Raw genomic sequence first — 7,068 nt, 5'->3', positions numbered from 1 at the left:
TTTCCTGCACCGCAGCGGCCGCAAAAAGCCTGATAGGAAAGGCGATTGGGCCGAGTTTGGAACGCCGATTTCTGCGCTCAAAAACACTAGTTTTTCCACAGAATCGGCGGAAACCGGACATTCGCTGCGGCAAACGTAAATGTCCGTAATGAAGTCGACACGCCGGTTCCTTTTCACTTCTGAGCAGACATACCTAAAGCTCCCAAAGTATCTCTACACAGAGCTTTCGAAGGATTCACCCGTTCAGGTCTGCATCGGCCCTTCGAGGCCAAACTCGTTCATGAGAGCCCGCAGTCTGTTCAGGTCGAACATCAGGGCATGTGCCGCGTCCGCATCCGGCTTTGACATCCGTTCAAGATTTGCATGTAAGTCGGAGACAAGGCTTCTCAGCTTGTCTCCGCCTGAAGCCTCCAACGTCGAAATCAATCGTTCCAAACGGATCGCGCCGACACCGGCCGGGACGATTGAACTACCTGAAGTTAGCTCCTCGGGCACATCCCCGACGGCATTCACAACCACACGTTCCCGTATCACCGACAGAATTTGATCAACCGCCTGTTTTGCCCCCGCCACGCGGGTCGGGTGATCGGTATCTGCCGCTGCATGCGGCAATAAGCAGAGTTTGTCTGCGTGTTGCTCCAAGAGCGGGAGATAGGGCGCCATCGGGCCAGTAACCTCACCGGTCTCCTCTGAGACAAAAACATCCGCGTCAATGATAGCTCGTCCGATTTGACCGGACGCGAGTGCAACATCGAGCGCACTTGTGTCAACCAGTTCCCCACGGTCGAAATTGATGAGCACACCGCCGCGCGCCATGGCAGACAGAACCTCTGCGTTAATCAGGCCGGTGTTGGCGGGCACGCCCCGGTCGGCATCCATCGGGCCGAGACCAAGGTGGACGGAGAGCGCATTTGCCGAACTCGCGGCCTCTTCAATCGTCGCGGCATAGGTAAAACCCTCGGCTTCAATCCACTTCTTATGGCGCGGACGGGCAAAGATCGCGACATCCATATGAAACGCTGTGCCGAGCTTAGCGACTTCGCGGCCGATATTGCCATATCCAATAACAGCAAGTTTCTGGCCTTCGAGTTTCGAGGTCGGGAAATCACGCAGATGACGACCGGTGTCGAACGTGCCTGCAGCGACGCGATCATGGAGCGTGTCGAACGGCAAATCCGGCAGTGCGGACATGAGAGCCTTCCAGACCATCTGCGCGGTCGCACGGCTGTTGATCCCGGGCGTGTTCATCAGAGGGGCAACACCGCCGAGACCATTCCCGCCGCCCCAACTCTCCGACCCCATATTGCCGGTCCCTGCCCCGATACGCACACCGCCGAGGTCAAACCGGCATTCCGCCGGAATAAACGTCGCCGCAGCGATCAGCGCATCATAGGCGTTGTCCGCACAGAGGGAGAGAAGCTCCTCTCGCGTCGACACATTCGGGCAATAATAGAAGTCGACAAGCGCGGGATCGGCTGCACCAGAGGGCTTGTCAGCCGCAGGACCGAAATGGAACGAACAGCCCTCGACCCCCTCAATATAGGTGCGGGCCTCGGACGGATCAGGCTGGCCATCCGCATCAAATGCGAGGCCGATCAGATCGGCAATGAGAACGCGAGTCGGTCGGGTCATGTCAGTCATAATGGTCCTAAAGGTGCAGTCGAGGGTTTAGAGGTTTTTGAAACCAAAACGGTCAAGGCGGAAGGGGGTCATGTCAATCGGAGCAGGAAGACCAGAGGCCATATCCGCAACGATACGCCCCGTCACGGCACCACCAATGAGGCCTTGGTGGCCGTGGCCGAAGGCATAGGTCACCCGCTTGTGGCGTTTTGAGGTGTCGATGACGGGGATAGAGTCCGGCGTGCCCGGACGATGCCCCATCCAACGATGGACCTCACTCTTTTCAAAGCGTTTGAACATCCCCTGTGCTTGTTTAACGAGGATATCCGCGCGCTTGTAATTTGGCGGCGCATTGAGGCCCGCGAATTCAACAGTTCCGGCGAGGCGTAGCCCTTCTTCCATCGGTGAGGCGACGAATTTGCGGTCTGCCGAGATGGTTTGAACCTTCAGGCCGGTGTCCGCCTGTGGGAGCATAACGTGGTAGCCGCGTTCGGTCTCAAATGGGATACGGTCGCCCAATTGACGCGCAAGATCTGCCGACCATGCACCTGCCGCGAGCACAATACGGTCCGCGGTATAGTCGCCCGAAGCCGTGGTGATGCCTGTCGCATCACCGAGTGTGTAGGTGAACCCTTTGACGGGTTCGCGATAAAACCGCGCGCCTTTCCGCGTTGCGAGCTTGGCGAGTTCAGCCACGAGACGACCAGGGTTCGGGCTTTGCCCCTGATCCGGGAGATAGATCGCGCTCTTGAAACGGTCTGTGAGAGCCGGTTCCAAATCCTGAATTTCGCCTGCGTTGAGCGTCTCAACCTTGACACCATGCGAGCGGCGCAGGCCCATCCCGTAGGCGCTGCCGTCGGGACCGTTCTCGCGTTCATAGACGAAAAGCTGGCCGCGCTTCTGAAGAAGATCGAGACACCCTGCCTCTGCCATCATCGGCTCATAGGCTTCGAAACTCAGACGATGTAGGCCGATCATTGCCTGCGAGATTTGCTTGACCCGCGATTTGCGACCCGCGAGGACAAAGCGCATGAGCCACGGCAGCGCATGCGGGAGATAGGACAGCCGGATAAAGAGCGGCCCCTCGGGATCGAGGAGCCACTGGGGGACGTTTTTCATCAGGCCCGGCATCGCATTCGGCAGGCAAGAGCCGGGACAAATCCCGCCAGCATTCCCGTAGGAACACTGATCGGGCGACCCCGGCTCGGCATGGTCGAACACATCGACGGTGAAGCCCTTATCCAAAAGGGCGTTGGCTGTGCAGACACCAATGATGCCCGCGCCGATGACAATGGCGTGCTTGCCAGTCGCGATAGAAGTCATGGTTCGACCCCCGAGTTGCCGTAGAGATGCCGATGAAGTGATGATTACGGAGCAGTTGCGTCCGGTTTGCCCGCACGGAAAGCCGGCATCGCCTTGGAGAACGCCATCTGCGTCATTCGGAAGTCAGAGAGGTAGGCCTGAAATTTGTAACCCATCTCGCGCATCTTTTGCCCGTATTCGACAGATCCGACGTGGATCCCAGGGATGACGCCATGCGCCTTACAGCGCTCGGCGATATACTCGATCGCTTCCACAACGTCCGGCCATTTCGGGTCGAAACCCGGCGTGTGTCCCATCGAAACAGCGAGATCAGACGGCCCAACAAACACGGCATCGAGACCGGGGGTGGCGAGGATTTCATCCAGATTGGCCACGCCATCTTTGTGCTCGATCATCGCGAAGGTGATGATCGTGTCATTAGCATTGGCGAAGTAATCGGCACCGCCATAGAGACCCGCGCGGATCGGACCAACAGAGCGCCCGCCCTGTGGGAAGTAACGGCAAGCTTCGACAAACGCTTTGCATTCTTCGGCGGAGTTCACCATCGGGCAGATGATGCCGTAGGCACCCGCGTCGAGCATCCGACCAATGATGGCCGGATCATTCCACGGCACGCGCACAATCGGGGTTTTGTCAGTTGTGGAAATCGCCTGAAGCATTGCAAGCGCGTCGGAGTAATCGGCAACACCGTGCTGCATGTCGATGGTCACGGCATCAAAATCCATCTGCGCCATCATTTCGGCCATCAGGGAGGAGTTGGTCGCGAGCCAGCCGGTGAGAACTTCTTCACCGTTGGCCCAGAGTGTTTTGGTTTTGCTTTCGCGCATTTTCGTTTCCTTTGAGTGGAGGATTAGGAAGCCAGGATCAGATCGGCCGCTTTCTCTGCGGCTGCGATCGTTGTGATGTTGGTATTGGCTGCGATGACCGACGGCATGATGGAGGCATCGACCACGCGCAGGCCCTGAACACCGCGCACGCGGCATTCCGGATCAAGAACGGCCATCGGATCATCATCGCCGCCCATCTTGCACGAACAGGAGACGTGCCAACCGGACCAGACGGCTTCGCGCGCCCAATCCACGATGAGATCGCGGTTTTTCATCATGGCGTGCATCCGGTCTTGGGTGCCGAACTTGTGCTTGAGGAGCGTGTCACGGAAGATTGGGAGGTAGTCGAACATCCACGCGGCAGAGCCGGTTTTGAGGTAGTTCGAGGGCTTGCGGACGGAGAGCGAGCGCGCCTCCTCATTATAGCCAGCGAGGAACCAGGTGTTCACGTGTTCGCGCACTCGAGGATCTTCCATGATCCTATACATTCGCTCGAATCCGTCCACGAGACGCATCAGGTCGCGTTCATCCCCTGCGAGGTTCAGGTTCACGCACGGCTCATCGCGCCAATCCGCAGAATTGAGGGTAACGCTGCCGCGCGAGTAGCTTTTGTTCACGCAGACATTGAGAGCACCCATCGCCTTGCCGAGTGGGTGCCAACCCGCGCGGTTCACCGGCATCATCAACATGTCGGAGGGCGAACAGCCTTCATATCCGGACGAATAGCGCACCCCGAGGAAGATGTGACGCCGCTGGCGAGGCTTCAGTCGCGCGGACTTTTTGAAATGCGCCCCGATGGCGAGGTGCGGGTGGTCCATCAGGTTCGCGCCCACACCGGGAAGGTCGGCCACGACATTGATCCCGTGGCGTTTGAGTTCTGCAGCCGGACCGATACCTGCACGCATTAGGATCGCGGGTGTATGCAGCGCACCAGCACAGACGATGACTTCTTTCGCCTTGTAGGTCACAGGTGCTGCGCCGTCGGTGTGGGCGCGGACCCCTGTGATACGGGTGCCCTCTGTGATCAGCGCCTCAACCTGCGTGTGCGCGAAGATGGAAAAGTTGTCCCGTGCGCGGACTTCATTGGTGAGATAGCCGACGGCGGTCGACACACGGCTATCATTTTCGTTGGTCAGCGGGAGCGGGAAAGCGCCCTCTTCGAATGAGGAGTTATAGTCCTCGCGATAGGGAATGTCCTCTGAGACAACGTCGAGAACGCTTTTTGAGAAGCCTGCCCAATCCTTCGGGAACACACGGCGGATCGGCATCGGGCCGTCGTTGTTGTGGAGCGGTCCGTCAAAGTCCTGATCGCGTTCAAGCTTTTTAAGATAAGGAAGCATCCCTTCCCAGTCCCAGCCCGTCGCACCACTCTCGGCCCATTCGTCGTAATCGGCAGGCAGACCGCGCACAGCAAACTGACCGTTGATGGAAGAACCGCCGCCCATGACCTTGGCTTGTTCAAGACGTGTCGGGGGCACAGGCGCATCATTTGATCGCGGGTTGCGGGCAAAAACACGCAATGAGGACCAATGATACTTCGGATCGAAATAGGACAGCCCCGGATAGCTGTCCGCAATGATCTCTGGGACATCGTCCGGCGGGGTGTCTGGACCTGCCTCGAGGAGTGCCACAGTTTTACGCCGGTCGGCGGACAGGCGTGCGGCCAATGTGGCCCCCGCCGATCCACCGCCTACGATGACATAATCATATTCCATCGCATCATCCTCAGGCGTAATTGATCCACACCGCTTTCTCGCGGGTGAAGGCTTCAAACCCGGCGCGACCCATGTCTTTGCCGAAGCCAGAGGCTTTGAAGCCGCCAGCAGTGTAGGAAAACTCGGGATCACGCCCGTGCTGGTTCACGAAGACCATGCCCGCCTCAACCTTGTCCGCGACGCGCATGGCTTCTTGCATGTTGAGCGTGTGAACGGAGGCCGCGAGGCCGTAGACAGGGTGTTGAGCGTCAGCGATAGCCTCATCAAGATCTGCAAAACGGGACACGTTCACGATCGGGCCGAAGAACTCGCCCAGAAAACCGATGTTGTCTCGGGAGACATTCGTGAGCACCGTTGGCGCGTAGAAGTTGCCTTCGTTCACCGTGTCGAGACGCCCTGCCCCGGTCAGGACCTCCGCGCCCTGCGCAATGGTTTCCTGCACCATGTTGTCGATGCGGTCGAATTGTTTGGCGGAGATGATCGGCGCAAAGGTCGTTGTCTCATCCCATGTCGGACCCGCTTTGATGTCTTGTGTGCGTTCGAGGACTTTCTCGGTCAACTCATCGGCAATGCTGTCTTCGATCAAGAGGCGCGACGCCAAGGTGCAGACCTGACCGCCGTTGATCATGAAGTTGTTCGCCACACGTGTTGCGACAGCGTCCATATCGCCGCAATTCTTCGTCACGATCTGCGGGCTTTTGCCGCCGAGTTCGAGGATCACAGGCTTGATGCCGGATTCTGCGGCGAGCTTCATGATCGCTTCGCCGGTCTGTGTGGACCCGGTGAAGGAGATAATGCCGATGTCAGGGTGACGAACGATTTCCGCCCCCGTCGTGTGACCGTAACCGTTCACCACGTTGAACAACCCGCCGGGCAGACCAGCTTCCGCCGCACATTCGGCGAGGGCCAAGAGGCTATGCGGTGTGATTTCCGAGGTTTTCATGACGACCGCGTTGCCTGCGGCCAGTGCCGGTGCGAATTTCCAGGCCGCCGTGATCATCGGGAAGTTCCACGGCACGATGGCCCCTGCGATGCCGTAAGGTTCGCGTCTGGTGTAGCTCAGCGTGTTCTCGCGGGTCGCGGTCACAGTCCCTTCGATCTTGTCACAGAACTCTGCGAAGTAGCGGACAACGCCTGCGGTGCGGACCGCATCCCCGATGATGGTGCCGGACACGAGACGCGCGGAGCCCATAGCCTCCAGACGCCCGAGATACTCGGCCTTTTCCTCGATCTTCTCGGCAAAGCGGAACAAGATCTTTGCGCGCTCACGCGGCACCATCGTGGCCCACCCCGTTTCCGCGAGCGCTTTCTTCGCCGCATCGACCGACATCTCAACAGAGGCGACCCCACCGTCGGTGATCACGCCCATCGGCTTTTCGTCAGAGGGGCGCAGGACGACAATCTCTTCGCCCGGAAGTTCAACAAATTTGCCGCCGATATGGTGACCGGAAGGGACGGTAACTGTGTCCGGATTGAATGAATACGTCATGATTTACCTCGTCGTCTCGGCCTGTCGTCAGGCCGCAAGAATGGTTTCGCTAAAAGGCACACCTTCAGCGGGAGTTCGTTTGGTCTCGTGGTAA

General features: G+C 58.7%; 5 protein-coding genes. All 5 read right to left on the bottom strand.

All coding sequences use genetic code 11. The features are described from left to right. Positions 1–243: 243 nt before the first annotated feature. From LA304_RS16375 to LA304_RS16355, 5 genes are read right to left on the bottom strand one after another with little or no spacing between them, the layout of a single operon-like run. Positions 244–1,632, bottom strand: coding sequence for an NAD(P)-dependent oxidoreductase (locus tag LA304_RS16375; RefSeq protein ID WP_224504243.1), 1,389 nt, complete (start codon positions 1,630–1,632; stop codon positions 244–246). A 36-nt stretch (positions 1,633–1,668) separates the two neighbouring features. Continuing rightward, entirely contained in the window at positions 1,669–2,943 is a 1,275-nt protein-coding gene (locus tag LA304_RS16370; RefSeq protein ID WP_224504242.1) for an NAD(P)/FAD-dependent oxidoreductase, read from the bottom strand. Between the two features lie 44 nt (positions 2,944–2,987). Then, positions 2,988–3,770 carry an HpcH/HpaI aldolase family protein gene (locus tag LA304_RS16365; RefSeq protein ID WP_224504241.1) on the bottom strand — a complete coding sequence of 261 codons (783 nt, stop codon included), beginning with the start codon at positions 3,768–3,770 and terminating at the stop codon, positions 2,988–2,990. A gap of 23 nt (positions 3,771–3,793) precedes the next feature. Further along, positions 3,794–5,485, bottom strand: coding sequence for a GMC family oxidoreductase (locus tag LA304_RS16360; protein WP_224504240.1), 1,692 nt, complete (start codon positions 5,483–5,485; stop codon positions 3,794–3,796). 10 nt (positions 5,486–5,495) lie between these two features. After that, positions 5,496–6,974 carry an aldehyde dehydrogenase family protein gene (locus tag LA304_RS16355; protein WP_224504239.1) on the bottom strand — a complete coding sequence of 493 codons (1,479 nt, stop codon included), beginning with the start codon at positions 6,972–6,974 and terminating at the stop codon, positions 5,496–5,498. Positions 6,975–7,068 lie beyond the last annotated feature (94 nt).

This window comes from Celeribacter litoreus (assembly GCF_020165855.1).
GTDB classification, from domain to species: domain Bacteria; phylum Pseudomonadota; class Alphaproteobacteria; order Rhodobacterales; family Rhodobacteraceae; genus Celeribacter; species Celeribacter litoreus.
Note: the sequence above shows the minus strand (reverse complement) of the source record. Positions and strands in the feature narration are given on the sequence as shown.